This window comes from Trebonia sp. (assembly GCF_030042015.1).
In the GTDB taxonomy this organism is placed as follows: domain Bacteria; phylum Actinomycetota; class Actinomycetes; order Streptosporangiales; family Streptosporangiaceae; genus Trebonia.
Genome location: NZ_JASIAL010000531.1, coordinates 1 through 2,510, shown reverse-complemented (window position 1 = coordinate 2,510; position 2,510 = coordinate 1). Strand labels below are relative to the sequence as shown.

The following is a 2,510-nucleotide window of genomic DNA, read 5'->3' as shown; positions in this document are numbered from 1 at the left end:
CCGGCGGCGCGCATAGCCGCGACGGGAGCGGGCTCGCCCGTCATCAGCTCGACCTGCGCGGCCGCCTGGTGGAGCAGCATCGCGAAGCCGCTCGCCACCACCGCCCCCGCGGCGGAGGCCGCCTCGGCCAGCGGGGTCGGCCATGGGTCGTAGACGACGTCGAGCACCGCCGCGGGCGCGCGGCCCGTCGTCCGGATGCGGTCGGCGAACGCGTCGGCGACCCCGGCGGGAACCGTGGAGATCAGCAGGCCAGGGGGGCCAGGGGGGCCAGGGGGGTATGGGGGGACGGGCAGTCCCCCCATGCGGGGGGTCCCCGGGGGGTCGTCCCCCGGGAGGAGCAGGGTCCCCGGGGGGTCGTCCCCCGGGAGAGAGCAGAGCCTGACAGGCACGTGCAGCCGCTGGGCGGCGGCGAGCAGGCCGCCGGCCCGGGCGGGGTCCCTGACGAGGACGTCCGCGCCGCTGGCACCGATCCGCGGCAGCGCGGCGAGCGCCGAGCAGGCCGTCGCGCCCCCGCCGACAATCGTGACGCTTCCCGGCGCCGGGGCGCCCGCCTGCGCCAGCGCGTCGACGATGCCCTGCACGTCGGTGTTGTAGCCGTACCGGCCGTCCGGGCGGAACACCACGGTGTTCGCCCCGCCGGTCGCCGCGACCAGCGGGTCGGCGCGGTCGAGCAGCGGCAGCACCGTCCGCTTCAGCGGCATTGTCAGCGACAGGCCCGCCCACCCGGGGGCGCTCCCGAGCGACTCGATGAGGCCGGGCAGGCCCGCCTCGTCACACTCGATGGCCTGGTACGTCCAGTCGTCCAGGCCCAGCGCGACGTAGGCCGCGCGGTGCAGGACCGGGGACAGCGAGTGGGCGATCGGCGAGCCGAGTACGGCGGCTTTCATACGTGGCGAGCGTATCCGCTCACTGACCCTGCAGGGGTGTCGCCGAGAACTCCGACGCCTTTCCCGTGACGGTCAGGAAATAGAGCCAGTCGCCTGCCGCGGGGTGCAGGATGCCCTGGATCGCGGCGTTGCCCGGGTTGCAGATGGGCGTGGGCGGCAGGCCGTAGTGCTGGAAGTCGTTGTAGGGGCCGGGCGTGGCGATCTGCGCGTCGGTGACGTTGACGGCGTACGCGTTGAGGCCGTACAGCAGGACGCTGTCGAACTGGAGCTTCATGCCGTCGTTGAGCCTGTTGATGATCACGCGGGCAATCTTCGGGTAATCGGAGATCACGCCGCCCTCGGCCTGCACCATGCTGGCCTCGATGATGACCTGTTCCGGTGTCAGGTGCACCTTCGCTGCCGCCGCCGGCAGGCTGATCTGCTGGGCTTCGACGTCGTAGCGCTGGACCATCGCCTGCAGGATCTGCAGCGCCGTCTCATTCGGCTGGATCGTGTACGTGGCAGGGAACAGGTAGCCCTCGACCTTCCCCTTGGCGTAGGACGGGAGGCCGAGCTGAGCGGGGTGGTCAATGACCTGCTGGAACTTGGCCAACGGGATGCCCGTCGCCTTGGCGAGCAGCACAATCACCTGCGAGGCGCGCTTGCCTTCGGGGATGAGGACGGTCAGCTGCACCCGGTCCTTCGGGTTGAGCAGCGCCGCATACGCCAGGCTGGCCTGCATATGGTGGTTCAGCCTGTAGAAGCCCACCTCAAGGCCCACCGTGCTCGTGCTGCGCTCGGCCGCCAGTTCGAACGCGCGGGCGCTCGCGACCACGCCGAGCTGCTGCAGCCGCGGACCCAGGGTGAACGCCGTGTCGCCGCTGTTCACCTCGACGACCACCGCGGGACCGGTGCCAGGGCCGGAGTAGTCGGCTGGGTGGTACTTGTTCTCATACAGGTGGTAGACGTACAAGCCGCCGATGACCAGCGGGGTGAGGATCACCAGCAGCGCGATCCACGGCGCCAGCCGGCGGATAGGGCTGCGTTTGCGTTTGGGCCAGTCAGTATCGTCATAGTCGTCACTGTCGCCGCGGTCGTTCCAGTCGCGGCGGTCACGCGGATCGCGGCGCTCGCCGCGCCCGCCCCGGTAACCGTCCCGGGAGGCGCCGCTTAGCCCGCGCCGGCGGTCGAAACCCGGCAGGAACGTTCCATCGCCAGCGTCGGAGTCCCAGCTTTCGCGTTCTTCCCGGCCGAAGCGGCCCTCGCCGCGGGCCGAATAGCCTTCTGCGGGGTAATCGCCCTGGTACTCGCCGGCCATGCGGCGCGGCCCGGTGCCGCCCCGCTCGTAGCCGCGCGGCACCTGCCGCGCCGGCCCCGTCCCGCGCTGCGCTGGACGCGGCCCGGTGCCTGAGCCCGGGACCTGCTCAGGTCCGGTGCGCGGGTACTGCGGCGGGTTCCCGCCGGGGCGCTGGTTCTGCGACCGCGCGTCCCGCTGGCCATATCCCTGGCCGCGTCCCTGCGCCGGACCCGGGCTCTGCTCGTACCCGCCACCCGGCGTTGAACCCTGGCCCGGGCGCGGCGCCGGTGCGCCACCGCCCCGCCGGCCCTGCTGCCCGGCAGGGTCGTTCCACGGCGGCTGGCCCG

The 2,510-nt window shown here is 72.6% G+C and carries 2 protein-coding genes; both read right to left on the bottom strand.

What is annotated here, in order from left to right; translation table 11 throughout:
* The coding region (locus tag Q1N79_RS28215; protein ID WP_300614099.1) for a hypothetical protein at positions 1–887 on the bottom strand (887 nt) is incomplete at its 3' end.
* 19 nt (positions 888–906) lie between these two features.
* On the bottom strand, positions 907–2,510 hold a 1,604-nt coding region (gene mltG, locus Q1N79_RS28210; RefSeq protein WP_300614098.1), incomplete at its 5' end, for an endolytic transglycosylase MltG.